Raw genomic sequence first — 25,021 nt, 5'->3', positions numbered from 1 at the left:
CCACTCGATGTGAGCTGCCCTGCTGTGTGCCAGGCAGAGACATGGCGCGCCCGATTAGGGCTCGGGACTGGCAAGGCCGCTGCGGCGGTCGGCCGGTGAAGCCCGCTCACCAGTGATCGCAGTCGCCGACATCCGTCTTGTAAGGGCGGAGGTCGGCGGCCGTGACTGCTCGTGAGGAGTGGTCGAAACGCCCCGGCCGCTGCGGCGGACCGAGCCGGACCAAGGATCAGGAGAACCAATGGCGAAGTTCCGTTGGACCGCGAACAGTCACAACCCGATCGGCCGCACGTCGTCGCAGTGGGAGGGCACGGCGGAAGCCGACGATGCCGAGCAGGCGAGGGAGAAGGTCAAGGCGTTCGTGCAACGCAAGTCCGGTGTCTACAACACCGTTGAGGCCGAGGTCACCGAGGACTGACGCACCGCTACACGGCCTGCCCGCACGAACTGCGTTACCTGCCCCAGGGGCTCGGAGCGAATCAGGCTCGGGGCTCTCCACCCATGAACGGTGCGCGGCACCGGAGTTGCACCTCCGGTGCCGCTGGTTTGGGCCGTTCCCCGTCTAAGGAGTGCACGACCCATGAGAAGTATCGTTGCTGGTCATGTGGCTGTCACGGCCACTGAGTTTGTCGAACTCGCGCTCGGTACCCCGGTTGAGCTGTGGCTGGGTGTCGAGGGCGAGACCGAAGAGGAGCGCGCCGTGCGGTTGGCCGCGGCCCGGGACATCCTCGCCGATGACCCCACCCTCCCTGACCGGGTGAGCCGGGTTGCCGCGCAGGCGATCGAGGCGCACGCCCCGCACCTGTTCAACATCACGTCCCTGCCGCAGGACACCGGCCGGCGCCGCAAGGGCTGGAACGGGGTGGCGGCATGAGCGCCCCGCAGACGGTACGGCCGCCGCTTCCGCCGCTGTCCGGGGGTGAGCGCCTGCTGCTCGCCACGGCCGGGGTGCTGGGGGTCGGTGTCGGCGGGGTCGGCTTGGCCCTGTCGTTCGACACGGTCTCCGCAGCCGGCGCCCGGTGGGGTTTCGCCACGCCGCAGATGCTCCCGCTGGCCATCGACCTGGCCATCCCGGTGTTCACCATCGTCAACCTGCTGTTGATCCGTATGGACATGGCGCTTAGCTGGGTGCGGTTCGTGCCGTGGTTCTTGACCTCGGTGACGTGCTGGCTCAACGTTTCCGCCGGTCATTCGGTGTCGGCGAAGGTGGCGCACGGCACGATGCCGCTGCTGTGGGTGGTGCTGTCCGAGGTCGTGGCGCACGTCTATGCGGCGCGCATCGGCGCGGTGACCGGCCGGCGGATGGAGAAGATCCGCCGTATCCGGTGGGTGCTCGCCCCGCTGACGACGTTCGCGCTGTGGCGGCGGATGACGCTGTGGGAGATCACCTCCTACACCGACGCGCTGAGCCGTGAGCGGGAGCGGCAGTTGGCCCGCGCGGACCTGCGCGAGGCGCACGGGTGGCGTTGGCGGTCGCAGACCGACCGGCGCACGCGAGTGCTGCTCAAGCTCGGTGAACTCACCCCCACCGGCACCGAGCCGGTTCCGGCCGGTGAGCCGGTGACCGCACCCGCCGCGCCGGAGGTTCCCGCCGCCGGGGTGAAGCCGAAGGCGCCGCGTCGGCCGGCGCGTTCTGCTGCGAAGCGGCCGGCCGGGCGCCGTTCGCTGGCGGACCTGCTGACCGAGGCCCGGGCCCTGACCGCGCAGTGGCCCGATAGCAAGATCACCGCCGAGGGGCTGCGCCTCGCTTTGCGCTGCGGAGCGGGGCAGGCCCGCACCCTGCGCGACACCCTGCGCGGTGAGCGCGCCAACGGGCCGGTGTGGCCGCTGGACACCCCGCAGTCCGCCACGGATGCCGAAGGAGAAGCGGCATGAGCACCCCGGGAACCCTTGCGCGCAAGCTCGCCGCGGCCGGCGCGCTGCACGCGCTCGTCAGCCAGTTCGCGACCCTGCCGGACGCCACGATCGAGATCAGGACCATCATCACCCCCGACGAGATCACCGAAGGTCTGCGGGTCTCCCTGCACGACGACATCCGGGCGTTCGAGGCATGGCGGGCCGCGCTGGCCATCGACCCCGACTCGGTCGACGCCGGGTCGCACGGCGGCACGTCGTGGCTGATCACCCTCACCCGCTACGCCGGGGTGCCGGTGGAAGTCGTCGGCTACCTGCCCCGCACACCCGCCGCCCCCCTGCTCGGCACGGCGGCAGTGGCATGAGCACCCTGTTAACCACCCTCGCCGCGGGCGCCCCGCTCGCCGCCGGATGGTCGGGACACCTGTGGTGGCTGCGCCGCCGGCTGGACACCGCCCGGCGTGATCCGCTGACCGGGTTGTGGACCCGGGACGGCTTCACCCGCCGCGCCACCTTGCTGCTGCGCGATCCGCAGGCGGTGGTGGTGCTCGCCGACGTGGACCGCTTCAAACGGGTCAACGACACCCACGGGCACGCCGCCGGCGACGCGCTGCTGAAGGCGACCGCTGAGCGGCTGGCGCACTTCACCGCCCGCGATGGGGTGGCGGGCCGGTTGGGTGGTGACGAGTTCGCCGCGGTGGTCATCGACCGGCACGGCATGGCCGGCGACATGCTCGCCGTACTCGGCTCGGTCCTCGCCCGACCCGCCGCCGGCCTCGACCCGGCCGTGCACACCACCGTTTCCCTGGGCTGGGCCCGCGCCGCAGACTTCCCCGGCGAGACCCTGCCGGACCTGCTGCGCCGCGCGGATGAAGCGATGTACGCGGCCAAACGGGGCCGCGCGGGGGTGCGGCGGGCGGGACTCGGCTCGCTGTTCGCCACGCTGGCCGGTCGTCGGGCGGGACGCCGGGGCACGTCGGGCGGGGTTGCGGCGTGAGCGGGCTGCGGATCGGGTCGCTGTGCACCGGTTACGGCGGTCTGGACATGGCCGTCCAGGCCGTCATCGGCGGGTCGCTGGCCTGGGTCGCGGACAACGACCCCGGCGCCGCCGCGATCCTGGCCCACCACCATCCCGGGGTGCCGAACCTCGGGGACATCACCGCGCTGGACTGGCGCGACGTGCCGCCGGTGGACGTGCTGTGCGGCGGTTATCCCTGCCAGCCCTTCAGCGTCGCCGGCAAGCGGAGAGGAACCGCCGATGAACGGCACATCTGGCCCTTCATTGCCACCGCCCTTGGGGTTCTACGACCCCAACTCGCGGTATTTGAGAACGTCGCGAACCACCTTCGGATTGGATTTGATCAAGTCCTGCGGGACCTTGCCCGCATCGGGTTCGATGCGGAGTGGTGTCTTGTACGCGCGTCGGATGTCGGCGCTGCCCACCAGCGACGGCGACTCATCATCCTTGCCGTTGCTGCCGACGCCGCGGACCTCGGACACCAATGGGGCGGGCCCGCACGGGCAGGGGGGAGCGGACTTGCGCACCACCGTGGGCCTGCTGCCGACCCCCCGCGCGACGGACGGCACGAAGGGAGCGGTCACCCGCACCCCGGGCACGGAGCGCCGGGTGAGGGAGGGCAAGGCGAACCTCGCGGAGTGGGTGCTGAGCCCACCGACTGGGGTCCCTTCGCCCCGGCCGTCCGCCGATGGGAACACGTCACCGGACGCCCCGCGCCCGGCGCAACCGACGCTCTGGGACGCCTGAGCCCGATCCTCGTGGAGTGGTTGATGGGCCTGCCCGAGGGCCACGTCACCGCCGTTCCCGGGCTGTCCCGCGCCCAGCAACTCAAGGCACTGGGCAACGGTGTCGTACCCCGCCAGGCCGAGGCAGCCATACGCGTTCTCACCACGCGCGCCGGCCTCGTCCTCGACGAGCCCGCGCCCGCACGGCGGGCCGCGGCATGAGCACCCCGATCGTCGGCGCCGGCCTGTTCCGCGCGGTGATGGACGCGGCCGGCGGGCGCTGCCACTGCACCGGGCAGTGCGGGCAGTCCCACCGCAGGACCGAAGGCCGCTGCGGTCGCCTCCACGACGGCTACGCCGCCACCCGCGTTGGCACGGTCCGCCTCATCGCCGCACCCGCCGACCCGACCATCGGCGACCTGGCCGCCGCGGCACTTCCCGCCGCTGAACTGCGCGCCTGGTGCCCGGGCTGCTTCACCGCCGCCCGCCGTACCGCGCAGTGCGCGGTCACCCATATCCCCTCGACGGATCAGTGCAGCCTGTTCGACTTCTGACCCGGGGCCCGGCCCTCCACCGACCAAAGCGACGGCCGGGCCCCTCACCATTCCATTTCTGGAAGGAACCAGCAGTGAATCACGAGGAAGAGAACGAACTCTTCAACCGGCTCGAAGCCGACCTGACAGCCGACTTCGGCCCCGACCGGTCGGCAGACCCGGACACCAACGTGGTCGATCTCGGCAAGGCGCGATCAGCTCGTTCCGAGTCGGGCGACGCGTCGGGCGACTCCGGCCCGTTGGAGTCGGGCGACGCGTCGGATGATGGGTCGGGCGACCCGACCGCTCGGGTGTTGGTGGACGGTCCGGTTGCGGCCGGGCCCGGTTACCTGGGCCGGTTGATGGGTGCCAGGCGTCGGGCGGCGCTGCCGCCGTGGCTGCGCTCCGCAGCCGAGTTCAAGACGGCCGCCCGGTGGACGGCCGGTCATTACGCGCACCTGGCCGCCTATCACGGCCTGCGCTCCCCCTACTACGCCGGCCGCCTGGCGTTGCAGTCGCCGCGCGGCGCCGCGAAGTTCGTGGGCGGCTCGGTGCGGTGGCTGGCCGATCGGGAGGGTGAGCCGGTCCGCCTCGCGGCGGTCCGCCGCGAGGATGCGGGCGAGTATCTGAAGCTGTCGCGGCAGCGCGACAACCGGGTGCGGCTGCGCACCCTGGTCGCGGTGCTCGCCGCCTTCATCGGAGTCGGGTCGGCGCTGGCGATGTACGTGCTGGCGCCGGGCTGGCTGCAAGCCGTCGCGGTCGGCACCATCGTGCTCGCCATGGGAGTAGCCGGCAGCCGGGCGGACGCGCCGGTCGTCACCCGCGCGGTGGAACTACCCAGCGCCCCCAAGCTGACCAGTGACATCGTGCTGCGCGCCCTGGGAGCACTCGGCATTCCCGCGATCAACCAGGCGCAGGGCAAGGGCAGAGACGGCTTCGCGTTCACCGCCCCCATCACCCGCGACGGGCCCGGATGGCGCGCCGAAGGCGATCTCCCCTACGGCGTGACCGTCACCGACGTGATCGAGCGCCGTGACCGGCTCGCGTCCGGTCTGCGCCGACCGCTGGGGTGCGTGTGGCCGGAAGCGGTGCCGGATGAGCACACCGGGCGGCTGGTGATGTGGGTGGGGGATCAGGACATGTCCACCGCCCGCAAGCCAGCGTGGCCGCTGCTGAAGTCCGGTTCGGTGGACCTGTTCAAGCCCGTGGCGTTCGGCACCGACCAGCGTGGCCGGTGGGTGGAGATCACCCTGATGTACATCGCGGCCGTCATCGGCGCCATCCCCCGCATGGGCAAGACGTTCCTGCTGCGGCTGCTGCTGCTCATCGCCGCACTCGATGTGCGCGCTGAGCTGCACACCTACGACCTAAAAGGCACCGGCGACCTCGATCCAGTCGGCGAGCGCGTCTCCCACCGGCACCGAGCCGGCGACGATGACGAGGACATCGAATACGCGCTCGCGGACCTGCGGGAAGTCCGCGGCGAGTTGCGGCGGCGGGCGAAGATGATCCGGTCCCTGCCCCGGGACATCTGCCCCGAATCCAAGGTGACCAGCGAGTTGGCGAGCCGGCCGAAGCTGGGGTTGCACCCGATCGTGATCGGGGTGGACGAGTGCCAGGTGTGGTTCGAGCACCCCAAGCACGGGGCGGAGTTCGAAGAGATCTGCACCGACCTGGTCAAGCGCGGCCCCGCCACCGGCATCGTGCTGCTGCTGGCCACCCAGCGCCCGGACGCCAAAGCCCTGCCCACCGGCATTTCCGCGAACGCGTCGGCCCGGTTCTGCCTGAAGGTCATGGGCCAGTTGGAAAACGACATGGTCCTGGGCACGTCGTCGTACAAGCGGGGCATCCGGGCGACGATGTTCTCCTGGAAGGACAAGGGCATCCACTACTTCGTGGGTGAAGGCGCCGACGCACGGATCGTCTCTTCCGCCTACGTCGACGCACCCACCGCGGAAGCGATCGGCCTGCGCGCCCGCACGCTCCGCGAGACCGCCGGGACGCTGTCCGGGCACGCGCTCGGGGAAGCCTTCGAGGCGTCCGAGTCGGCCGGGTACGACCTGCTGCGGGACATCCTCGCGGTGGTCCCGGCCGAAGAGCCCAAGGTGTGGTCCGAGACAGTCACCGCCCGCCTGGCCGACCTGCGCCCCGACGTCTACGGCGGCTGGGACCCCGAAGGGCTGGCCGCCGCGCTGAAGCCGTTCGGGGTGGCCACGGTTCAGGTGTGGGGCAAGACCGACGCCGGCAAGGGCGCCAACCGCAAGGGCGTCGAGCGGGCCCGCATCACCGACGTTGTTGCGGAGCGTGACGGAAACCGGGACGCGGGCTAGATGCTTCCGCCGCTAGACCTAGCGGCATACCCCGCTAGGTCTAGCGGCACCGCTAGCGCCCCATCCGGCCGCTGAGCAGGTTCCTATCCTCTAGCGGCCCACCTGCGAAAACCCCTGAACAGCCCCAGAAGGGCCCGTCATGACCCTCATCCTCGCCGCTAGCCTCCTCCTCCTACTCCTCACGCTCGGTTACGCCGGAGTGTGTGCGGTCTCGCCGTTCGGCAAGTGCCGCAAGTGCAACGGACTCGGCTTCGCGCTCGCCACCGACCGCCGCGGCAAGCCCAAGCGCGGCAAGCACTGCCGCCGCTGCAACGGCCACGGCATCCGCATACGCACCGGCCGCCACCTCTTCAACGCCTGGCGCGACACCTACGACCGCGGCACCACCCCGACCACCCCCAACGCCCCCACCGTCAGCCCGTTCACCCGCACCCCGGGAGACCGCCCGTGATCCTGTCCGTCTCCGCCGTGCTGCTCTTCGGCACCGGCACCGCCCTGGCCATCCGCTTCAAGTCCACCTCGTTCGGCGCCGCGGTCGTGGTCTTCCTCTTCGGCTTCTACGCCGCCGCCACCGGCGCCGCCGGACCCATCACCCAGCTCGTCACCGCCACCGCCCACGCCATCGGACAGATGCACTGACACCGATCGGAGGGCACCACCACCCATGACCCCCACCCGCACCCCCGCGCCGCTCGTCTGCATCGACACCGACCACCCATCCGACCTCGACGGCATCGGCGAACTCGCGGCCGGACTCGTTGACGAGATCACCCGCTACCTCGCCGAACAACGCCACACCGCACACCCGCTCGTCACCGCCACCACGCAAGAACTGGTGGCGGACGCGCTCGCCACCCGTACCCCGGCCGTGCCTGCCGCCGTTCCGGCCGGACCGGTGCTGCCGGGAGGGTTGTGGCGGCTGCTGCCCGATCGGCTGCTCTCGCTGCACCCCGCCCGCCGCGGCGAAGGCATCGCCCGGCTGCGCATCACCACCGCCGAACACCTCGACCTCACCGCGCTCGTCTTGGAGCGGTGGGGCTGGGGCCAGACAGGTAGCCGAACCCGTTCGGCCATTGGGCGGCGCTGCATCCTCGGAGCCCAGCACGCCATCTTCCGCCTCGGCTACGGCACCGAACACACCGCCGTGGACGCCGGCCGACAGATACAGGCCGTACTCACCGATCGCGGCATCACCACGCCGTATCCGCAGTGGAACGAACAGGCCCACGTCGGCGCCGAACAGGCGCTCGCCGTAGTGCGCGCCGCCGCTGCCACTGCCCGCACCTGAATCCGCCCGGCGCTCACCGCCCCGGACGGGCCCATTGCGCTACCCACCGGCACACCAACACCACGATCAACACGAACGTGGCCATGGTGACGCCGGTCACCGCGGATTCACCCCAGCCGTGATGGTCCCCCCAGCGGCTCCACGCGGTGAACAACCCCACCTCGACACCCCACGCACCCACCATCACCCACCACCGCCGAGGTCTCATGCCCGGCGCCTACCCCGCCCGGGACGACCGCACCTCTCGCCAAAGACACGCGGCCGTCCCGGTTTCTCCGCTCCACGGCAAGGAACAGGAGACCACCAGCATGCCCCAACCCGTCCCCACCGAACCGCTGGCCACCGCTCTCGCGCTCGCCGCCTCCGGCGTCCCTGTACTGCCCCTGCGCGCAGGGAAGATGCCGTTCGGGAACTGCCCCGCCTGCACTCGGAGCGCGTGCGGCGGCCGGCCGAACATGCTCACCGCGGGCCCCTGCGAGTGCCCGGCGCCCTGCCACGGATGGGCCGCCGCCACCACCGACCCAACCGAGATCACCTCCCCGCCTTGGGCCCTGGCATGGCGGCAGGCCGTGGCGGTCGCCTACCACCCCGGTGGCGCCGGGCTGACCGTGGTGGACCTCGACAACACCGCGGCCATCACCTGGGCCCGCGCCAACCTCCCCGCAACCCGCACCGTGCCCACCACCCGCGGCGAGCATTGGATCTACCGCGGCGGCATGCGCTCTTCCAACGCGATCCGCCCCGGCATGGACATCAAATCCTGGATGTCCTACGCCCGTTGGCTCGGCCCCGGCACCGGCACGGTGACGGTCCTGCCGGAGGCCGTGCGCACGCTGGCCGTGAAGGAACCCAGCGCTGTCCGGCCGACGACCGTCACCGTGCCCGCGCCGGCCGAGGGTGGGCAGTGCCGTCACCGCACCCCCGCGTATCTGGACCGCGGCATTGCCATGGCCGAACAGCGCATCACCGCCGCGTCCGAGGGTGTGCACGCCACCGTCTACCGGACGTTCCTTGCCGTGCTGTCCGCCCATGGCCGGTGCGGCTGCCTCGGTGAAGCCCACATCGCGCGGCTGTTCATCGCCGCACAGGCCAAAGGGGAATCGGCCCGGCACTGCACCGACGCGTGGACCAACGCCCGCGCCCGGTTGGGGGTGTAGCCGTGTCCGAGGACGAGAAGACCCCCGGCCGCGAGGTCATTACCGACTACGCGCAAGAGCACTTTCGGTACTTCCGCACCGCGGAGGGCACCGTCTACGCGCAGAAGAACAGCCACCCGGTGGCCCGGCCGATCCGCTCGCAGGGCACGACGGGCAGCCACCGCCAGGAACTCATGGTCGGGCTGTTCAGGGACGGGCGCGGTGTGTTCAACGGCACTGCGCTGAAAGAGGCGTTGGACCTGATTGAAGCGCTCGCGCTGACCGAGGACGTGCAGCCGGTCAACATCCGGGTGGCCCCCGGATTCGACGGGGCGACGTGGCTGGACCTGGGCCGGGACGACGGACGGTCCGTGCGTATCCACCCCGCCGGGTGGGACATCCTCATCCCCGACCCACGGGAAGTGTGCTGGCGGCGAACCCAGCTCACCGGGGAACTCCCCCTGCCCGTCAAGGACACCGACGGCAAGGGCATCGACCTGCTGCTCAGGTTGTGCAACTTCGCCACCGCGGAGACCGAGTGCCTGGCCCTGGCGTGGCTGATCGGCTGCCTCGGGCCGTCCGTGCCGGTGCCGGCGCCGTTCCTCACCGGGCCGCAGGGGGCGGGGAAGTCCACCGGGGGGCGGATGCTCATCCGGATCATCGAGGGCATGAGCGGAGACCTGCGCCGGGCACCGAAGGATGAGGAGAACCTGATCGCGGCGGTGGCGGCCGGATGGGTAACGGCTCTCGACAACCTGTCCCACATGACCCCGGACCTGTCCGACGCGATGTGCTGCATCGTGACCGGCGCGGAGAGCGTCAAGCGGGCCCTGTTCACCGACGGGGACGTGTTCCGCGCCCGCTACCGCCGGCCGCTGCTCCTGACGGGTATCGATGTGGGAGTCATCCGCCCGGACCTTGCCGAACGGCTGCTGCCGCTGCGTTTGGAGCGGCCCCGCGTGCGGCGCACTGAGGCGGAGTTGTGGGCGGAGTACGCGGAGGTGCTGCCTGTCGTTCTCGGGTCTCTGCTGGACCTGACGGTCAAGGTCCGCAGCGTTGCGGTGGAGACTCCCACCGATCTGCGGATGGCGGACTTCGCCCACCTGTGCGCGCAGCTCGACGCGGCCACCGGCCTCGGAGCGCTGGGCGCCTACCGGGCCAGTCTGGACGACCTCAACGACGACGTGATCGAGGGTGATCTCCTCGCGCAGACCGTCCTGCGCCATGCCGAGACCATCACCCCGGGCGCGGCTCAGCGGATGACCTCCACCGAGTGGCTGCACGGCCTCAGCCGCCTCTACAGCGGCGACGAACTGCGCCCCCTGCCCAAAGGCTGGCCCACTACCGGCAAAGTCCTCTCCGACCGCCTCAAGCGCCTTCAGCCCACCCTTGCCGCCCGCGGCGTCATCATCGACACCGGCCGCACCAGCGAAGGCCGCTACCTCGAAATCACCCGCCCCGCCGCACCACCCCCACACCGGCAACAGCCCGCGTTCTGAACCGGGTCGGTTCCGACCGGAACAAGCAAGAGGAGCACCACCGGCCCTGCGTGCTCCTCTTGCAGTTCGGCGCACCGCGCCACCCGGTGGTCGCGCCGCGAAGCGGCTCCTTCTTCACGCTTGAAGCGGCACCGCACTACAGCGGGACACCCTCTCTTTTGTCCTAAGAGGGAAGACGCTGCGTCACCTGCGTCATGCAAGCCGGAAAACGGCACCTGACCTGCTGCAACAGCCATGACGCAGACACCGGCCCCTGCGTCATCCTGCGTCATCTGCGTCACCCGATGACGCAGCCCATGACGCTGCGATGACGCACCCCTCGGCCGCTGCGTCACCCGAAACCGCAGGTCAGAAGCCTGAATGACGCGGATGACGCAATGACGCAGAAATCCACACCTCGGACACACGCGAGTCCCGAAGCAAAATCCCACCCGAAGAGTCCTCAGGAGCCGCCGGCGTGCCTGTACTCCCCGACCACTTCCTCACCCCCGAAGAACTCGCCGAGATCCTGCGCCTGCCGAGCGTCGAAACCGTCTACGCCTGGCGTAAGAAGCGCACCGGCCCACCCGGATTCCGCGCCGGAAAACACCTGCGCTACGACCCCGAAGCCGTACGCGCGTGGATCAACGGGCAGAGCGAAGCCGCTTAGCCACTACATCCAAACCGAGTTCACCGCGGCCGGTGGCGAGCAGCCCGCTCGCCACCGGCCGCCGCCATGCCTCAAGGAGTCGCCCACCATGGCAGGCCACATCCAAGACCGCTGGTACAAGACCGAACAGAATCCCGACGGCAAGACCATCCGCGTCAAAACTGACCGCTACGGCACCGGCATGCGCTACCGGGCCCGGTACATCGGTCCGGACGGAACGGAGCTGAGCAAGTCCTTTCCGGACCGGCAACGGCGCCTCGCCGAAGAGTGGCTAGCCCAGACCAACGCGGACATGACACGCGGTACCTACGTCGATCCCAAGGCCGGCCGTACGACATTCCGTCAGTTCACCCTGCGCTGGCTGAACTCCCAGACGACCGACCTGACAACTCAGGTCGCCGTGGAGACTCGCCTCAGGCTCCACGTCCTGCCGCGGATCGGCACCCGTCCGCTCGACTCGTTCCGGCCGTCCCACATTCAGGCGCTCGTCAAGGCGCTGGAAGACGATCCGATGTCCGGCGGATACGCGCGGATCATCTACGGCAACGTCCGCGCTGTTCTCTCCGCAGCGGTGGACGACGGACTGTTGAACCGGAATCCGTGCAACGCCAAGTCCGTGCGACCGCCCGCCATCAGCGCGGCTCGCTTGGTGCCCTGGCTTCCGGAACAGGTGCTCGCGGTGCGGGCGGCCCTCCCCCAGCGGTACCGGGCGATGGTGGACGTGGCCGGCGGTTGCGGACTGCGGCAAGGCGAGATCATCGGTCTCGCCGAAGACGACGCGATCGATTTCGAGGCGGGGACCTTACACGTGGTGCGGCAAGTGAAGCTCATCCGTGGCAAGGCCGTGTTCGCCCCGCCGAAGTGCAACAAGGAACGGGACGTGCCCTTGCCCGGGTCCGTCGCCGCCGCGATCCGCTCGCACGTGGACGACTGCAAGCCGGTCGCGGTCACGCTCCCGTGGAAGAAGCCGGACGGGCCGCTCGTCACCAAGCGGTTGTACTTCTCCAACCAGGCCGGCGGGATCGTCTGGCGCAGTAACTTCAACATCCAGGAGTGGAAGCCCGCGCTTGCCGCTGCTGGCCTCATCCCGACACCCGAGCTGGGCAAGCCCTACGACTCCGCGCGGGAGCACGGCATGCACGCGCTGAGGCACTTCTACGCGTCGGTGTTGCTGGACGCTGGAGAGAGCATCAAGGCTGTGAGCGAGTACCTGGGCCATGCGGACCCCGCACTGACCCTCCGGGTGTACGCACACCTCATGCCGAGCAGCCGGGAACGGGCCCGCCGCGCGATCGATCGAGTATTCGTCAAATCGTAGGCAGCACCCTGGCGTACGCCTGCGATGGCCTAGACCCGTACTATCCCCCGACCCTTCGAATCAAAGGTACGACAGGCCCTGACAGAGTCAACCCCCTTGTTACGAGTGGGGTTGATTTGCGAATCCATGGCGCGTAGGGAAGAATCTGACGCGCGGCCAGGTCCGCCAGCCCAGCAAAAAGCCACCCGCTTGCTTCTGACACACACGGGTGGCCTGGGTTCCCACTTCGAGAAAGTAGGCACCACCGACATTATGAACAAACGTCCGCGACAAAGCCAGTCGCCCGCCATGCCCCCCTCTGGTGACGGTCTTGCCTACGTCGGTGCTCTTGTAGCAGGAGTGATTCTCATCTACGCAGGGCGAACAACCCCGGCGGAGGCATCCCTCTACGTGGCGCCGTTCCTGGTGGTCTTCCGCAGGGGGCCGTCTCGTTGATCCCCGGGTGCTCTCGCCACGCGACGGCCCGGTGGCGGCCCCCCGCCTAAACAGAAGCCCTCTACCAGCCACAAAGCTGCTGGTAGAGGGCTTCTCAGCGCTCGCCCGACACTAGTTCTCCGGGCACAGGCATGATGCCTCCCAGTCTCTCAGACCCGGCGCACCGGCCCGCCCGTTCGCGGGGTGACGGTCGTCTCCGGCGGCTCGTGGCGGACGTGGCGGTCCGGGGCGGTCGTCTGACGGCCCGGGGACGACCCGAGCGGATGAGAACCCGGCCGCCCGCCGCGACGGCTGCTCGCTCCCGACAAAGCATGCCCAACCGGCCCTCGTCGGACAGCTGACCGCCGCGTTCGCGCTTGCGGCGTCCGGCGTCCCTGCGCGGCTCCTGCGCGAGGGCCGGCTTCGTGATCGGGAGGTGGGTGGTCAGCCCTGGCCGACGAACAGGACGAGGAGGAGCCAGACCACCGGGGCGGTGGGCAGCAGGGAGTCCAGGCGGTCCATGATGCCGCCGTGGCCAGGGAGGAGGGTGCCCATGTCCTTGATGCCCAGGTCGCGCTTGATCATGGATTCGCCGAGGTCGCCCAGGGTGGCGCTGGTGGCGGCGGCCAGGCCGAGCAGGATGCCCTGCCACCAGCGGCCGTCGTCGATGAAGAACTGCATGAGCAGGGCGCCGGCGATCATCGCGAAGGACATCGCGCCGGCCAGGCCCTCGCGGGTCTTGCCGGGGCTGATGCGCGGGGCGAGGCGGTGGCTGCCGAAGCGCCAGCCGACCGCGTAGGCACCGGTGTCGGAGACGACGGTGAGCAGGAGGAAGACCAGCACCCGGCGCGGGCCGTCGTCGGCGGCCAGCATCATCACCACAAAGGTGGCCAGGAAGGGCACATAGAAGACCGTGAAGACGCCCGCGGTGACGTCCCGGAGGTAGTCCTCGGCGGGCCGCGTCATCCGCCAGACCAGGACGGCCAGCGCGGTGAGCGCCGTCGACACCCACGCGCCGTCCGCGCCCCACACGTAGCCGGCCACGACCATGGCCACCCCGCCCACCGCGAGCGGGATCAACGGCGCCCGGATGCCCTTGCGTTCGGCGAGCCGGGAGGTCAGCTCCCAGACACCGACCACCACCGCGGCCACCACCACGCCGACGAAGACGGCCTTGACGATGAAGAGCGCGGCGATGATGACCACACCGAGCCCGACGCCGACCCCTATCGCGGCCCGCAGATTGCGCCCCGCGGACTTCTTGGCGGGTGCCGGCCCGGGCTGCGGCTGCTCGGACGGCGGCTGCGTGGCGGGCGGCGGAGGTGGCGGCATGGAAGGAGTCTTCCTCCTGGCCCCGGTCCCCGTCGCGGAACCCGCCGTATGCGGAGGTTCCACCACGTGGCCGGCGCGTGGCGAAGCGCCCCAGGAAGAGTCGTTCACGGAGCTTCGCCTCGCGTCGTCGTGGTCGGTGGTGGGCGTTAGTGGTGGGCGTCGGTGGTGGCATCTGAGGTGGGCGAGTGGTGGGCGCCCGGCGGCTGGTGGCGTCGGCCGGCGGCGCCCCCCGGGGCGCCGGGGGAACGGACATGGCCGCGGGTGCCCGCACCGGAAACGTACCGGCGTCCGCTGCCCCGCGGGTGCGCAGGAGGCTCAGACCTCCAGCAGCTCCGTCTCCTTGTGCTTGAGCAGCTCGTCCACCTGGGCCACGTACTTCGTGGTGGTGTCGTCCAGCTCCTTCTCCGCGCGGCGCACCTCGTCCTCACCGGACTCGCCGTCCTTGACCAGCTTGTCAAGGGTTTCCTTGGCCTTGCGGCGGACGCTGCGGATGGAGATCTTGGCGTCCTCGGCCTTCGTCTTGGCGACCTTGATGTAATCCCGACGGCGCTCCTCGGTGAGCTGCGGGAAGACCACCCGGATGATACGGCCGTCATTGCTCGGGTTGACGCCGAGATCGGAATTGCGGATCGCCTCTTCGATGTTGCGCAGGCTGCTGCTGTCGAAGGGGGTGATCACCGCCATCCGCGGTTCGGGCACCGCGAAGGACGCCAGCTGGTTGATCGGGGTGATGGTGCCGTAGTACTCGGCCACGATCTTGTTGAACATCGCCGGGTGCGCACGGCCGGTCCGGATCGCCGCGAAGTCGTCCTTGGCGACGATGACGGCTTTCTCCATCTTCTCCTCGGCTTCGAGGAGGGTCTCTTCAATCACCATGTGCTCCTGGTATTCAGAAGGCAGAGCCTGGTCCCTGCGCGCGTCTTTCCTGCACGGTGTCCGACCGGCAGCGTGTTGTCCATCCCCGCCCCGGCCAAGCCGGCCGCGGGTCCGGTGTCGGGCGTCCGGGCCGCCGTCACGCCCGGGTGCCCCGGTCGTTGACCAGCGTGCCGATCTTCTCACCCTTGACGGCCCGCGCGATGTTGCCCTCCGCGAGCAGCTCGAAGACCAGGATCGGCAGCTTGTTGTCCTGGCACAGGGTGATCGCGGTGAGGTCGGCGACCCGCAGGTCACGGGCGATCACCTCGCCGTACTCCAGCGCGTCGAACTTCACCGCGTCCGGGTTGAGCTTGGGATCGGAGTCGTAGACGCCGTCCACGCCGTTCTTGCCCATCAGCATGGCGGTCGCCTCGATCTCCAGGGCCCGCTGGGCGGCGGTGGTGTCGGTGGAGAAGTACGGCATGCCCATCCCGGCGCCGAAGATCACCACCCGGCCCTTTTCCAGATGCCGCACGGCCCGCAGCGGGATGTAGGGCTCGGCGACCTGGCCCATGGTGATCGCGGTCTGCACCCGGGTCTCGATGCCCTCCTTCTCCAGGAAGTCCTGGAGGGCCAGGCAGTTCATCACCGTGCCCAGCATGCCCATGTAGTCGGAGCGGGCCCGGTCCATGCCGCGCTGCTGGAGCTCCGCGCCGCGGAAAAAGTTGCCGCCGCCGACGACCAGCGCGATCTCGTAGCCGTCCCTGACCACCGCGGCGATCTCCCGGGCGATGGCGTGCACGACGTCGGGATCGACGCCCAGGCCACCTCCTCCGGCGAACGCCTCACCGGACAGCTTCAGCAGGTAGCGGCGGCGCGCGACACCGCTGCGGGTGCCGGTGTCCGGGTCGTGCGGCTGGTCGGCTCGGGGGTTGTCGGCGCCATCGTCCATCGGGGTCTCCTCGTGCACGTACAAAGGAGGCCATTGCCGCGGGTCCTCGGGGGTTCCCTGGACGGCAATGGCCTCCTCGTCACATCTGCGGCCGGCCGGCGGGCGGCCGACCGCGTACGACCCTAGCGGGGCCGTCGGACATTCGTCGGCCAGACGCCTCGGCGGGCCGAGGGTCTGCCGCCGGGGTGGTCAGACGCCGACGCGGAAGCGGGCGAAGCGCTTGAGCTTCACACCGGCCTCGTCCAGGACCTTCTGGACCGTCTTCTTGGCGTCCTTGGCGAACGCCTGCTCCACGACGACGTTCTCCTTGAAGAAGCCGTTGACGCGGCCTTCGACGATCCGGGCCAGGGCTGCCTCGGGCTTGCCCTCCTCGCGGGCGGTGGCCTCGGCGACCCGGCGCTCGTTCTCCACCGTCTCGGCGTCGATCTCGTCGCGGCTCAGGTACTTCGGGGCGAACGCCGCGATGTGCTGCGCGATGTCCTTGGCGGTCTGCGCGTCGGCCTTGTCCAGCTCGACCAGCACGCCGACCTGCGGCGGCAGGTCCGGGCTGGTGCGGTGCAGGTAGGAGGCGACGTAGCCGTCGGTGAACTGGGCGAAGCGGTCGAGCACGATCTTCTCGCCGAGCGTGGCGTTGGCCTCGTCCACGTAGGCCTGGACGGACTGGCCGTCCTTGATCTCGGAAGCGAGCAGCGCCTCGATGCCGGCCGGCTTGCTGGCGGCGATGTGCTCGGCGACGGCCTCGGCGACGGCGACGAACTTGTCACCCTTGGCGACGAAGTCGGTCTCGCACTTCAGCTCGACCAGCACGCCCTCGGAGTTGTCGGCGGCGATCAGGGACACCACGGCGCCGTTGGAGGCCGAGCGGCCCTCGCGCTTGGTGACACCCTTCTGGCCCTTGACGCGGAGGATCTCGACGGCCTTGTCCAGGTCGCCTTCGGCCTCGGTGAGGGCGTTCTTGCAGTCCATCATGCCCGCAGCGGTGAGCTCGCGGAGTTTCTTGACGTCGGCGGCGGTGAAGTTCGCCATGGGTTTAGGTCTCTTCCCGAATGGTCGGTGGCTCTACGGGTCAACGGCGGGGGCGTGGGCCCCCGCCGTCGTCACGCGTGGTTCTCGTCGTGCTGCTGTGCGGCGGGCTGCGGTGGCCTGCCGGACGGCTGCCGGAAGGCTCAGGCCTGCTCGGCGTCGCCCTCGGTGGCCGGGGCCTCGCTGGCCGGGGCCTCGGTGGCGGCCTCGACGGCCGGCTCCTCGGTGGCCGGCGACTCCGCAGCGGCTTCGGCCGGAGCGTCGGCCTCGGCCGGCGCCTCGGTCTCGGCGGCGGCCTCGACGGCGGGGGCCTCGGCAGAGGTCTCGCCCTCGGAGTCGGCCTTCTTCTCGCCCTCGAGCAGGTCCCGCTCCCACTCCGCGAGCGGCTCGGCGACGCCTTCGGTCTTCTTGTCGTTCAGCGCGGCGCCGGACCGGGAGATCAGACCCTCGGCGACGGCGTCGGCGATCACGCGGGTGAGCAGCGTGACGGAACGGATCGCGTCGTCGTTGCCCGGGATCTTGTAGTCGACCTCGTCGGGGTCGCAGTTGGTGTCCAGGATCGCGACGACCGGGATACGGAGCTTGCGCGCCTCACCGACGGCGATGTGCTCCTTCTTGGTGTCCACGATCCAGACGGCGCTCGGCACCTTCTGCATCTCGCGGATACCGCCCAGGGTCTTCTCCAGCTTGTCCTTCTCGCGGGACAGGACCAGCAGTTCCTTCTTGGTCAGGCCGGAGGCGGCCACGTCCGTGAAGTCGATCTCCTCGAGCTCCTTGAGGCGCTGCAGGCGCTTGTAGACCGTCGAGAAGTTCGTGAGCATGCCGCCCAGCCAGCGCTGGTTGACATACGGCATGCCGACGCGGGACGCCTGCTCGGCGATGGCCTCCTGCGCCTGCTTCTTGGTGCCGACGAACATGATGGAGCCGCCGTGCGCGACGGTCTCCTTGACGAACTCGTAGGCGCGGTCGATGTACGACAGCGACTGGAGCAGGTCGATGATGTAGATGCCATTGCGCTCGGTGAAGATGAAGCGCTTCATCTTCGGGTTCCAGCGACGGGTCTGGTGCCCGAAGTGGACGCCGCTCTCGAGCAGCTCCCGCATCGTGACGACGGCCATGGCCGTACTCCTTGATGTGCTCGGTTACCGCGGCCGCCGGACGGCGGTCGCGCCTGACGCCCCGACGCGCCGTGCCACGAGGGACCGAGGGGCGCGGCCACCGCCCCTGAACGGGGGTGGGTGGCGGGGCGTGCGAAGTCGATCCGGTGACCCGAATCGCCATAGGAAGTGTACGGGACGGGCGGAGTACCAGGCGACACCCGAGTTATCCACAGCCCCCCGACCAAGATCGTCCCGGCCGCCCCCCGATCCGCGATCATCACCCCATGACCCTCACCACGATCTGCCTGACGCTTCTCACCACCGCCCTGCTGACCGCCGCTCCGGCCCTCGGCGCCGACCCGGGTCCGACGCGTACGCCGACCCCGGCCCGATCCGCGGCGGGTCCGGGCGCCGGTCCGGGCTGTACGGCCGCGCGCTGCTGGCCGGTGGCGGGGCCCGGAGCGGGCGGAAGACCGCTGGTCCTGCGGGCCTTCGACCCGCCCGCGACGCCGTGGGCGGCGGGGCACCGCGGGGTGGATCTGCGCGCCGGGCCCGGCGCCGTGGTGCGCGCCGCAGCGGCGGGCCGGGTCGCTTTCAGCGGGGAGGTCGGCGGCACACCGGTGGTCGTCGTCGAGCTGCCCGGGGGTCTGCGCACCACCTATGAACCGGTGCGCGGCAGTGTGTCGGTGGGCGCCGCGGTGCCGGCCGGCGGACCGGTGGGCGTACTGGCCGGCCGGCTGCCGCACTGCCCGGGATCCTGCCTGCACTGGGGTCTGCTCTGCGGCGACATCTACCTGGACCCGCTGACGCTGCTGCCGCCGTCCCTGCGCCGGTCGGAGCCGTCGAGGCTGCTGCCGCTGGGGCGGGCGCGGTCGGCCGGGGCGTAGCGGCACCGGGGGGAGGGGGTGGGGGGGCGGGGGGGAGGCCCCCGGGGTCAGTGGACTGTCAGCGGGAGACGCCGTGAAGTGCCATCGCCACCGCGGCCTCGATGATCCGCTCGGGGTGCTCGGCCGCGCCGAGTTCGATGCGGCGAACGGCGGCGTCGACGGTGCCTTGGAGCAGCATGGCGATCAGCCGGGGTTCGTCGTGGCCGAGGTCGGACAGGGCGGCGCCGACCATGGCGACCAGGCCGCCGTGCGCGGCTCGGATCTTCTCCCGGGCGCCGGCGTCCAGTTCGCCGGCCGAGATGGCGACGACCGCGCGGTGCCGGCGGTCGCCGACCAGGCCGAGCTGGGCGCGGACGTATGCCTCGATCTGGCCTTCGGGGGTGTCGGCGGCGGCCATGGCGGCTTCGACTTCGGCGGCCCAGACCGGGAAGTCGACCGCGCACAGTTCCTCCACCACGGCGGCGCGGGAGCGGAAGTACTCGTAGACCGAGGAGCGGGCCAGGCCGGTGCGCTCGGCCAGGGCCGGGAAGGTGAGGGCTTCGGTGCCGCCCTCGGAGAGCAGCGCGCGGGCGGCGTCCAGCAGGGCGCGGCGCTGCATCGTCCGGTGTTCGGCCACCGAGGCCGCTCGAATCCTGGGCATTGCTCCACTGTAGACAGTCCGCCCGCATGTCAGCGGCCGACGTCGGCCAGCTTTGCCCGGAGTTGGAGCACCGATTTGGTGTGGATCTGGCTGACGCGGCTTTCGGTGACTCCGAGTACCTGCCCGATTTCTGCGAGAGTGAGGCCCTCGTAGTAGTAGAGGGTGACGACGGTTTTCTCGCGTTCGGGCAAGGTGTTCACGGCGCGGGCGAGCAGGCGGCGCAGTTCGCGGTCCTCGGCGACTTCGACGGGATTGTCGGCGCCGGTGTCCTCCAGGGTGTCGACGAGGCTGAGCCGGCCGCCGCCGTCGCTGCCGGCGTGCAGCAGCTCTTCCAGGGCGACGACGTTGGCCAGGGACAGTGCGCTGAAGACGCCGTGCAGTTCCTCCAGGCCGACACCCATTTCGGCGGCGACCTCGTGTTCGCTGGGGGTGCGGCGCAGTTTCGCTTCGAGGGTGGCGTAGGCGCGTTCGACGGCGCGGGCTTTTTGCCGCACCGAGCGGGGGATCCAGTCCAGGGCGCGCAGTTCGTCGATCATGGCGCCGCGGATGCGGGTGATGGCGTAGGTCTCGAATTTGATGGCGCGCTCGGGGTCGAACTTCTCGATGGCGTCGATCAGTCCGAACACTCCGGAGGAGACGAAGTCGGCTTGTTCGACGTTGGCCGGCAGTCCGACGCTGACCCGTCCTGCCACGTACTTCACCAGTGGCGAGTAGTGCAGGATCAGTTGTTCCCGCAGCCGTGCGTCCCCCGTGGACTTGTAGGTCCGCCACAGCGCGTCGAGCGATGTGGGGGCGGCGGGCCGGGTGGCGGTCGGGGCGGCGGTCGTTGCCGTCGTCCGCTGCGGCCCGGGGGTGTGCTGGGGCATGCGTCGTTGTGAGCCGTTCTGCCGTGGCGTTGTCATCGGGGTGGTGGGAAAATCGAGCCTCCGCGAGCGTAGCGTGACCATAGTGTCGCTCATTGCTACGGCTTCCGTGTGGGACATGCGCAGATACGTTCCTCTACGGCGGCGGGGGCTGCGGGCCGAGTGCGGGGCCCGGCGTGGGGGCAAGGCTGCCCACCATCGCGCCATCATGCGGGCCTGGCGGGCGGCTCAGGGCCGGTCCTGCGATCGTGGCAGGTCAGAGCGTTTCGCTGTCACCTGATGGTGTAGGGGCGGCGTCAACCATCGCGATTCGACGTGGGGTTTCGGGTGGTACGGACCAATGTCCAGCGGCCTTTGTGGCGTTCGACGAAGCCGAGGGCCTGCAATTCGTAGAGCCGGCCGAGCGTGTCCCGGGCGGTGGCGCCGGCCGCCGTCGCGATGTCCTCGGTGTCCGCGTGGCCGTGGGCGGGCAGGGCGTCGAGGACGCGGGCGGTGGGGGCGGGCAGCCGGTCGCGCGGCAGGATCGGGCCGTGCCGGGCGGGGGCGAGGTCGGCGCCGATCTCCCCGACGAGTTCGGCGACTTCGGCCGCGTCGGTGACCACGAGGGCGTCCGCGCGCAGCAGTTCGTGCACTCCCTCGGACAGGCCGCTGGTGCAGGGGCCGGGGATGCCCATGGTGACGCGGCCCAGGGCGGCGGCTCGGCGGGCGGTGATCAGGGATCCGCTGCGGTAGCGGGCCTCGACCACGACGGTGCCGCGGGTGAGGGCGGCGATGACCCGGTTGCGCAGCACGAATCTGGCCCGGGTGGGGTGGTCGCCCGGCGGCAGTTCGCCGATCAGCAGGCCGTGTTCGGCGATCTGCCCGATCAGTTGGGCGTTGCCGGGCGGGTAGGGCACGTCGACGCCGCTGGCGACCACGCCGATGGTGGCGCCGCCGGCGGCCAGGGCGCTGCGGTGTACGACGGCGTCGATGCCGTAGGCGGCGCCCGAGACGACCGCCCAGCCCGCGGCGGACAGTCCGGCGCCGAGCCGGGCGGCCATGTGCGCTCCGTAGTCGGTGCAGGTACGGGCGCCGACCACGGCGACGGACCGCAGCGCCCACAGCCGCAGTGAGGGCCGGCCGCGCACCCAGAGCCCGTAGGGCCGCTGGGCGCCGAGGTCGTCGAGTTGGGCGGGCCAGTCGCCGTCCCCGGGGCACAGGAAGCGGGCGCCGGCTTTCCAGGCGGCGGCGAGGTCGGCCAGCGGGTCGGCGCGGGCGGCCCGGGCGGCATAGCTCTCGGTCCGCCCTTCGCCGGCTCGGGGCAGGCGCTGTCCGGTGCGGGCGGCGCGCAGTGCCGCGTCCGGGCCGCGTTCGCGCAGCGCCCGGCCCATGATGTCGTCGCCGGGGTCGGCGACCCGGGTCAGGGTGACCCGGGCCAGCCGTTCCGCCCAGGGGACGGCGTATCCGAGTTCGTCGCCCCCGGGGTCGGCATGGCCGTCGCGGTGTGGGCTCGGCTGGTAGTGGCGGCGCAGTTCGGCCTCGACGGCCTCGGGGGTTCCCGGTCCGCCGCGCGCCGCGGGCGGTGTGCCGTGTTCGTCGCGGGCGGGCATCAGATGCCTCCGGCGAGGACCGCGCCGCGGCTGATTCCGGTGCGCAGTTGGAGTGCCTGCTGGATGTCGCCGGTGTCGGGGCGGGGGTGGGCGGCGAGGTCGGCGAGTGTCCAGGCGACGCGGAGCACCCGGTCCAGGCCGCGGGCGGTGAGCAGCCCGCGTTCCATGTCGCGTTCGGCGGCGTGCAGGGCGCCGGGGGCGACGTGCCAGCGGGTGCGGAGCTGGTGGCCGGGGATGTCGCTGTTGGTGCGCCAGGGGCTGTCTGCGTAGCGGGCCGCGGCGCGGGCGCGGGCTTCCCGGACCCGGGCGGCGACCAGGGCGGAGGATTCGCCCCGGTCGCTGCCGATCAGGTCGCTGCGGCTGACCGCCTCGACCTCCACGCGCAGGTCGATGCGGTCCAGCAGTGGTCCGGAGAGCCGGGACTGGTAGCGGCGTACGGCGGCGGGGGTGCAGTCGCAGCCGCCGCCGAGCATCGAGTGCCGGCCGCAGGGGCAGGGGTTGGCGGCGAGGACCAGCATGAAGCGGGCGGGCAGCCGCATCACTCCGGCGGCCCGGGCGACCACCACGTGTCCGGCTTCCAGCGGCTGTCGCAGGGCGTCCAGGGCCCGTCCGCTGAATTCCGGCGCTTCGTCGAGGAACAGCACACCCCGGTGGGCCAGGGACACCGCGCCGGGTCGGGGCAGTCCGCTGCCGCCGCCGACGAGGGACGGCATGGTGGCGGAGTGGTGCGGGGCGCAGTAGGGGGGTGTGTCGACCAGGGGCCGGCCGGGCGGGAGGATGCCGGCCACCGAGTGGACGGCGGTGACTTCCAGGGACTCCTGCCGGGTGAGCGGGGGCAGGATGCCGGGGAGCCGCTCGGCGAGCATGGTCTTGCCGGCGCCGGGTGGTCCTTTCAGGTAGAGGTGGTGACCGCCGGCGGCGGCGACTTCGAGGGCGAGCCGGGCCACCCGCTGCCCGGCCACGTCGGCGAGGTCCGGGCTGTCCTGGGTGCCGTAGCCGGAGCCGGCCGTCCCGGTGCCGCCGCCGAGGGCGTTGCCGAGTCCGGTGCCCGCTCCCCCGCCGGGCATGGTCAGCCCGGCCAGCATCGGGTCGGGTCGTCCGTCGGAGTCGGCGCTGTCCTCGTCCTCCTCGGGCACGGGTTCGTCGTTGAGGACCGCGACGAGTTGCCGCAGGCTGCGCACGCCGAGCACCGCGATGCCGGGCACGAGGGCGGCCTCGGCAGCGGTCCGCTCGGGCACCACGACGTGCCGGTAGCCGGCGTCGGCGGCGGCGAGCACTGCGGGCAGTACGCCGCGCACCGGGCGGACCCGCCCGTCCAGGCCCAGTTCGCCGATCATCATCAGGTCGGCGATGGATGTGGGTGCGATGCGGTCGTTGGCGGCGAGTACGGCGCAGGCGACGGCGAGGTCGAAGCTGGATCCGCTCTTGGGCACGGATGCCGGGCTGAGTCCGACGGTGAGTTTCTTCTGCGGCCAGCTCTCGCCGCTGTTGACGATCGCGGCGCGCACGCGGTCGCGGCTCTCGGTGAGGCTCTTGTCGGGCAGGCCGACCAGGGTGAAGGCGGCCACGCCGGGTTCCAGGTCGGCCTGGACCTCGACCACGACGCCTTCGACGCCGATCAGCGCGACCGAGCAGGTACGGGCGAAGCCCATTACGCCACCCCCCGGACGTGTTCGACGCGGGCCGGGCCGCGGGTGGGCAGGATCACGCCGACCAGGTCGATGCGGATCCCGCCGGGCGGTGCGCCGCCGTGTTCGGCGGTCCAGCGTTCGGCCAGGGTGCGCAGCCGGGTGAGTTTGCGCGGGGTGAGCGCTTCCATGGGGTGCTGGAAGTCGCTTTCCCGGCGGGTCTTCACCTCGCACACCACCAGGGCGTCGCCTTCGGTGGCGAGGATGTCGATCTCGCCTCGCCGTCCGCACCGCCAATTGCGGCCGAGCAGGGTCAGTCCGGCGTCCTTCAGGGTGCGGGCTGCGACATCCTCGCCGTAGCGTCCGAGAGCACCTCGTGCGTTCATGGGTACCACCTCCGTCACTCACTGTGACAGAAGGTGGTCCATCGAAGATGATCTTGACGTCGAACCTGTGGATAACCCGGACCACCGCCGGCCCGCCCGGCACTCGCGGCGCCCCGCCGAACCCGCCGAACCTGCCGAACCCGGCCGGCGGTCGGCCCCGCGGCTAGCCGTTGAAGCCGGCCTCGTCCTGCGGCAGGTCGAGATCCGCCTTGTTCAGCTCCTCGATGTTCACGTCCTTGAACGTCAGCACCCGGACCTGCTTCACGAAGCGAGCCGGCCGGTACATGTCCCACACCCACGCGTCCGCCATCGAGACCTCGAAGAACACCTCGCCCTGGACCGAGTGCACCTGCATCTCGTAGTCGTTGGTGAGGTAGAACCGCCGCTCGGTCTCGATCACGTACTTGAACAGGCCAACGACGTCGCGGTACTCCCGGTAGAGCTTCAGCTCCATCTCGGTCTCGTATTTTTCGAGGTCCTCGGCGCTCATGGCATGTTCCCCTTCAGCCGTACGTGCCCCCCATTGTGCGTCAGTCGCGCTCCGTTCCCAGCGGGATCGGGGATAGCGGGGGGCCTTCGTCGAGCAGCGTACGCAGCAGCCCGGCGAGCCTGATCGGATACACCGTCTCACGAGTGCGGAGAAGTTCCTCGCACGTCCACCATCGCAGCCCGTTCACGCTACGGCGTTCGAGGTCGGTGTGCCCCGCGGTGTCCACCTCGACCGTCTCGGTACGGCCCAGGAAGTACCATTCGTCCTGCTTCCAGCGCCGGCCGTCGAACCGGAACGAGCAGGTGCGCTGCCACAGCACCGGCCCCAGATCCAGCTGGGTGATGCCGGTCTCCTCCGCGACCTCCCGCCGGGCCGCCTCCGCCAGCTCCTCCTGGCCCTCGACCCCGCCGCCGGGGGTGCACCACCAGGTCGCCGAGGGTTTCGGCGGATCGAAGCCGTGCAACAGCAAGATCCGGTCCGCCGGATCGAGCAGGACCACCCGGGCGACCTGCCGC

28 protein-coding genes are annotated in these 25,021 nt (G+C 70.9%); 16 read left to right on the top strand and 12 right to left on the bottom strand.

The features are described 5' to 3' along the window. The first annotated feature begins 238 nt into the window (after window positions 1-238). The 15 genes from GA0115240_RS36960 (at window position 239) to GA0115240_RS17830 (ending at window position 12,347) form a co-directional block, all read left to right on the top strand. A complete protein-coding gene (locus tag GA0115240_RS36960; protein WP_161302279.1) occupies window positions 239-415 on the top strand; it encodes a hypothetical protein in 177 nt (58 codons plus the stop codon). Between the two features lie 162 nt (window positions 416-577). Further along, window positions 578-871: a hypothetical protein gene (locus GA0115240_RS17895; protein ID WP_093737674.1), complete on the top strand. Its 294-nt coding sequence runs from the start codon at window positions 578-580 to the stop codon at window positions 869-871. Continuing rightward, window positions 868-1,872, top strand: a complete 1,005-nt coding sequence (locus tag GA0115240_RS17890; protein WP_093737673.1) for a DUF2637 domain-containing protein — start codon at window positions 868-870, stop codon at window positions 1,870-1,872. The genes GA0115240_RS17895 and GA0115240_RS17890 overlap by 4 nt, the downstream gene beginning before the upstream one ends. Continuing rightward, on the top strand, window positions 1,869-2,216 hold the full coding sequence (locus GA0115240_RS17885) for a hypothetical protein (RefSeq protein WP_093737672.1): 348 nt from the start codon (window positions 1,869-1,871) through the stop codon (window positions 2,214-2,216). The genes GA0115240_RS17890 and GA0115240_RS17885 overlap by 4 nt, the downstream gene beginning before the upstream one ends. Beyond that, entirely contained in the window at window positions 2,213-2,848 is a 636-nt protein-coding gene (locus GA0115240_RS17880) for a GGDEF domain-containing protein (protein ID WP_093737671.1), read from the top strand. Before GA0115240_RS17885 ends, GA0115240_RS17880 begins: the two co-directional genes overlap by 4 nt. Further along, on the top strand, window positions 2,845-3,816 hold the full coding sequence (locus GA0115240_RS17875; RefSeq protein ID WP_093737670.1) for a DNA cytosine methyltransferase: 972 nt from the start codon (window positions 2,845-2,847) through the stop codon (window positions 3,814-3,816). Before GA0115240_RS17880 ends, GA0115240_RS17875 begins: the two co-directional genes overlap by 4 nt. Then, window positions 3,813-4,148, top strand: a complete 336-nt coding sequence (locus tag GA0115240_RS17870; RefSeq protein WP_093737669.1) for a hypothetical protein — start codon at window positions 3,813-3,815, stop codon at window positions 4,146-4,148. The genes GA0115240_RS17875 and GA0115240_RS17870 overlap by 4 nt, the downstream gene beginning before the upstream one ends. A 74-nt stretch (window positions 4,149-4,222) precedes the next feature. Then, window positions 4,223-6,457 carry a cell division protein FtsK gene (locus GA0115240_RS17865; RefSeq protein WP_093737668.1) on the top strand — a complete coding sequence of 745 codons (2,235 nt, stop codon included), beginning with the start codon at window positions 4,223-4,225 and terminating at the stop codon, window positions 6,455-6,457. Between the two features lie 139 nt (window positions 6,458-6,596). Further along, complete coding sequence (locus tag GA0115240_RS17860) at window positions 6,597-6,908, top strand: hypothetical protein (RefSeq protein ID WP_237554978.1); 312 nt, start codon at window positions 6,597-6,599, stop codon at window positions 6,906-6,908. Further along, window positions 6,905-7,096, top strand: a complete 192-nt coding sequence (locus tag GA0115240_RS17855) for a hypothetical protein (protein ID WP_093737667.1) — start codon at window positions 6,905-6,907, stop codon at window positions 7,094-7,096. The genes GA0115240_RS17860 and GA0115240_RS17855 overlap by 4 nt, the downstream gene beginning before the upstream one ends. Before the next feature lie 25 nt (window positions 7,097-7,121). Beyond that, window positions 7,122-7,745, top strand: coding sequence for a DUF6197 family protein (locus GA0115240_RS17850; protein WP_202451491.1), 624 nt, complete (start codon window positions 7,122-7,124; stop codon window positions 7,743-7,745). A gap of 308 nt (window positions 7,746-8,053) precedes the next feature. Beyond that, the gene (locus GA0115240_RS17845; protein WP_093737666.1) at window positions 8,054-8,902 is read left to right on the top strand and encodes a bifunctional DNA primase/polymerase; all 849 of its coding nucleotides are present in this window, start codon (window positions 8,054-8,056) and stop codon (window positions 8,900-8,902) included. Window positions 8,903-8,904: 2 nt separating this feature from the next. After that, window positions 8,905-10,380, top strand: coding sequence for an ATP-binding protein (locus tag GA0115240_RS17840; RefSeq protein ID WP_093737665.1), 1,476 nt, complete (start codon window positions 8,905-8,907; stop codon window positions 10,378-10,380). 457 nt (window positions 10,381-10,837) lie between these two features. Then, window positions 10,838-11,029: a helix-turn-helix transcriptional regulator gene (locus GA0115240_RS17835; RefSeq protein ID WP_093737664.1), complete on the top strand. Its 192-nt coding sequence runs from the start codon at window positions 10,838-10,840 to the stop codon at window positions 11,027-11,029. Between the two features lie 88 nt (window positions 11,030-11,117). Continuing rightward, window positions 11,118-12,347 (top strand): tyrosine-type recombinase/integrase, encoded by a 1,230-nt coding sequence (locus tag GA0115240_RS17830; protein WP_093737663.1) that lies wholly within the window; start codon window positions 11,118-11,120, stop codon window positions 12,345-12,347. 858 nt (window positions 12,348-13,205) lie between these two features. Here GA0115240_RS17830 and GA0115240_RS17825 read toward each other — a convergent pair. From GA0115240_RS17825 to rpsB, 5 genes are all read right to left on the bottom strand, one after another. After that, window positions 13,206-14,093, bottom strand: a complete 888-nt coding sequence (locus tag GA0115240_RS17825) for a phosphatidate cytidylyltransferase (RefSeq protein ID WP_093737662.1) — start codon at window positions 14,091-14,093, stop codon at window positions 13,206-13,208. A gap of 315 nt (window positions 14,094-14,408) precedes the next feature. Then, the gene (frr, locus tag GA0115240_RS17820) at window positions 14,409-14,966 is read right to left on the bottom strand and encodes a ribosome recycling factor (protein ID WP_093737688.1); all 558 of its coding nucleotides are present in this window, start codon (window positions 14,964-14,966) and stop codon (window positions 14,409-14,411) included. A gap of 139 nt (window positions 14,967-15,105) precedes the next feature. Further along, the gene (gene pyrH / locus GA0115240_RS17815; protein WP_093737687.1) at window positions 15,106-15,900 is read right to left on the bottom strand and encodes a UMP kinase; all 795 of its coding nucleotides are present in this window, start codon (window positions 15,898-15,900) and stop codon (window positions 15,106-15,108) included. A 189-nt stretch (window positions 15,901-16,089) separates the two neighbouring features. Further along, window positions 16,090-16,926 carry a translation elongation factor Ts gene (gene tsf / locus GA0115240_RS17810; protein ID WP_093737661.1) on the bottom strand — a complete coding sequence of 279 codons (837 nt, stop codon included), beginning with the start codon at window positions 16,924-16,926 and terminating at the stop codon, window positions 16,090-16,092. A gap of 140 nt (window positions 16,927-17,066) precedes the next feature. Then, window positions 17,067-18,041 carry a 30S ribosomal protein S2 gene (gene rpsB / locus GA0115240_RS17805; RefSeq protein WP_093737660.1) on the bottom strand — a complete coding sequence of 325 codons (975 nt, stop codon included), beginning with the start codon at window positions 18,039-18,041 and terminating at the stop codon, window positions 17,067-17,069. Window positions 18,042-18,307: 266 nt separating this feature from the next. Here rpsB and GA0115240_RS17800 point away from each other — a divergent pair, with 266 nt between their 5' ends. Then, window positions 18,308-18,910 carry a peptidoglycan DD-metalloendopeptidase family protein gene (locus tag GA0115240_RS17800; RefSeq protein ID WP_093737659.1) on the top strand — a complete coding sequence of 201 codons (603 nt, stop codon included), beginning with the start codon at window positions 18,308-18,310 and terminating at the stop codon, window positions 18,908-18,910. Window positions 18,911-18,968: 58 nt separating this feature from the next. Here the strand turns inward: GA0115240_RS17800 and GA0115240_RS17795 are convergent, their stop codons facing one another. From GA0115240_RS17795 to GA0115240_RS17765, 7 genes are all read right to left on the bottom strand, one after another. Then, window positions 18,969-19,550, bottom strand: a complete 582-nt coding sequence (locus GA0115240_RS17795) for a TetR/AcrR family transcriptional regulator (protein WP_176725105.1) — start codon at window positions 19,548-19,550, stop codon at window positions 18,969-18,971. A gap of 29 nt (window positions 19,551-19,579) precedes the next feature. Continuing rightward, complete coding sequence (gene whiG, locus GA0115240_RS17790) at window positions 19,580-20,416, bottom strand: RNA polymerase sigma factor WhiG (protein WP_093737657.1); 837 nt, start codon at window positions 20,414-20,416, stop codon at window positions 19,580-19,582. A gap of 293 nt (window positions 20,417-20,709) precedes the next feature. Further along, the gene (gene dprA, locus GA0115240_RS17785) at window positions 20,710-22,002 is read right to left on the bottom strand and encodes a DNA-processing protein DprA (RefSeq protein WP_093737656.1); all 1,293 of its coding nucleotides are present in this window, start codon (window positions 22,000-22,002) and stop codon (window positions 20,710-20,712) included. Further along, window positions 22,002-23,654 (bottom strand): YifB family Mg chelatase-like AAA ATPase, encoded by a 1,653-nt coding sequence (locus GA0115240_RS17780; RefSeq protein ID WP_093737655.1) that lies wholly within the window; start codon window positions 23,652-23,654, stop codon window positions 22,002-22,004. Before GA0115240_RS17780 ends, dprA begins: the two co-directional genes overlap by 1 nt. Then, the gene (locus tag GA0115240_RS17775) at window positions 23,654-24,016 is read right to left on the bottom strand and encodes a YraN family protein (protein ID WP_093737654.1); all 363 of its coding nucleotides are present in this window, start codon (window positions 24,014-24,016) and stop codon (window positions 23,654-23,656) included. Before GA0115240_RS17775 ends, GA0115240_RS17780 begins: the two co-directional genes overlap by 1 nt. 163 nt (window positions 24,017-24,179) lie before the next feature. Then, window positions 24,180-24,506, bottom strand: coding sequence for a DUF2469 domain-containing protein (locus GA0115240_RS17770; protein ID WP_093737653.1), 327 nt, complete (start codon window positions 24,504-24,506; stop codon window positions 24,180-24,182). 40 nt (window positions 24,507-24,546) lie between these two features. Then, a partial coding sequence (locus GA0115240_RS17765) for an NUDIX hydrolase (protein WP_237554977.1) occupies window positions 24,547-25,021 on the bottom strand: 475 nt, incomplete at its 5' end.

Source organism: Streptomyces sp. DvalAA-14 (assembly GCF_900091855.1).
GTDB lineage: Bacteria > Actinomycetota > Actinomycetes > Streptomycetales > Streptomycetaceae > Actinacidiphila.
Note: the sequence above shows the minus strand (reverse complement) of the source record. Positions and strands in the feature narration are given on the sequence as shown.

Coding starts and splice junctions, on each gene's coding strand:
- GA0115240_RS17795 (WP_176725105.1), bottom strand. CDS start 19,550: ATGCCCAGGATTCGAGCGGCCTCGGTGGCCGAACACCGGACGATGCAG.
- GA0115240_RS17775 (WP_093737654.1), bottom strand. CDS start 24,016: ATGAACGCACGAGGTGCTCTCGGACGCTACGGCGAGGATGTCGCAGCC.
- GA0115240_RS17880 (WP_093737671.1), top strand. CDS start 2,213: ATGAGCACCCTGTTAACCACCCTCGCCGCGGGCGCCCCGCTCGCCGCC.
- GA0115240_RS17885 (WP_093737672.1), top strand. CDS start 1,869: ATGAGCACCCCGGGAACCCTTGCGCGCAAGCTCGCCGCGGCCGGCGCG.
- GA0115240_RS17830 (WP_093737663.1), top strand. CDS start 11,118: ATGGCAGGCCACATCCAAGACCGCTGGTACAAGACCGAACAGAATCCC.
- GA0115240_RS17860 (WP_237554978.1), top strand. CDS start 6,597: ATGACCCTCATCCTCGCCGCTAGCCTCCTCCTCCTACTCCTCACGCTC.
- GA0115240_RS17845 (WP_093737666.1), top strand. CDS start 8,054: ATGCCCCAACCCGTCCCCACCGAACCGCTGGCCACCGCTCTCGCGCTC.
- GA0115240_RS17870 (WP_093737669.1), top strand. CDS start 3,813: ATGAGCACCCCGATCGTCGGCGCCGGCCTGTTCCGCGCGGTGATGGAC.
- dprA (WP_093737656.1), bottom strand. CDS start 22,002: ATGCCCGCCCGCGACGAACACGGCACACCGCCCGCGGCGCGCGGCGGA.
- tsf (WP_093737661.1), bottom strand. CDS start 16,926: ATGGCGAACTTCACCGCCGCCGACGTCAAGAAACTCCGCGAGCTCACC.
- GA0115240_RS36960 (WP_161302279.1), top strand. CDS start 239: ATGGCGAAGTTCCGTTGGACCGCGAACAGTCACAACCCGATCGGCCGC.
- GA0115240_RS17890 (WP_093737673.1), top strand. CDS start 868: ATGAGCGCCCCGCAGACGGTACGGCCGCCGCTTCCGCCGCTGTCCGGG.
- GA0115240_RS17825 (WP_093737662.1), bottom strand. CDS start 14,093: ATGCCGCCACCTCCGCCGCCCGCCACGCAGCCGCCGTCCGAGCAGCCG.
- rpsB (WP_093737660.1), bottom strand. CDS start 18,041: ATGGCCGTCGTCACGATGCGGGAGCTGCTCGAGAGCGGCGTCCACTTC.
- GA0115240_RS17800 (WP_093737659.1), top strand. CDS start 18,308: ATGACCCTCACCACGATCTGCCTGACGCTTCTCACCACCGCCCTGCTG.
- whiG (WP_093737657.1), bottom strand. CDS start 20,416: ATGCCCCAGCACACCCCCGGGCCGCAGCGGACGACGGCAACGACCGCC.
- GA0115240_RS17850 (WP_202451491.1), top strand. CDS start 7,122: ATGACCCCCACCCGCACCCCCGCGCCGCTCGTCTGCATCGACACCGAC.
- GA0115240_RS17780 (WP_093737655.1), bottom strand. CDS start 23,654: ATGGGCTTCGCCCGTACCTGCTCGGTCGCGCTGATCGGCGTCGAAGGC.
- GA0115240_RS17895 (WP_093737674.1), top strand. CDS start 578: ATGAGAAGTATCGTTGCTGGTCATGTGGCTGTCACGGCCACTGAGTTT.
- pyrH (WP_093737687.1), bottom strand. CDS start 15,900: ATGGACGATGGCGCCGACAACCCCCGAGCCGACCAGCCGCACGACCCG.
- GA0115240_RS17770 (WP_093737653.1), bottom strand. CDS start 24,506: ATGAGCGCCGAGGACCTCGAAAAATACGAGACCGAGATGGAGCTGAAG.